Genomic DNA, 210 nt, shown 5'->3' on the forward strand with positions numbered 1-210 from the left:
GGCGTCGGTCACCGACAACGCCATCGGCATCCGGCTGCTCGACAAGGTCGTCGCGCACACCCCGACGGTGACCCGCGCCTGGGTCGACGCCGGGTTCAAACAGGACGTGGCGCTGCACGGCGCCGTTCTGGGTGTCGACGTCGAGGTCGTCAAACGCTCCGACACCCGACCCGGGTTCGTACCGATCCGTAAGCGGTGGATCGTCGAGCA

The 210-nt window shown here is 68.1% G+C and carries 1 pseudogene; it reads left to right on the forward strand.

From position 1 onward, the window contains the following. Positions 1–210: pseudogene (locus tag ACFHWY_RS29005) on the forward strand (IS5/IS1182 family transposase); the annotation flags it as partial.

It is taken from the genome of Micromonospora sp. LOL_024 (genome assembly GCF_048060415.1).
In the GTDB taxonomy this organism is placed as follows: Bacteria; Actinomycetota; Actinomycetes; order Mycobacteriales; family Micromonosporaceae; genus Micromonospora.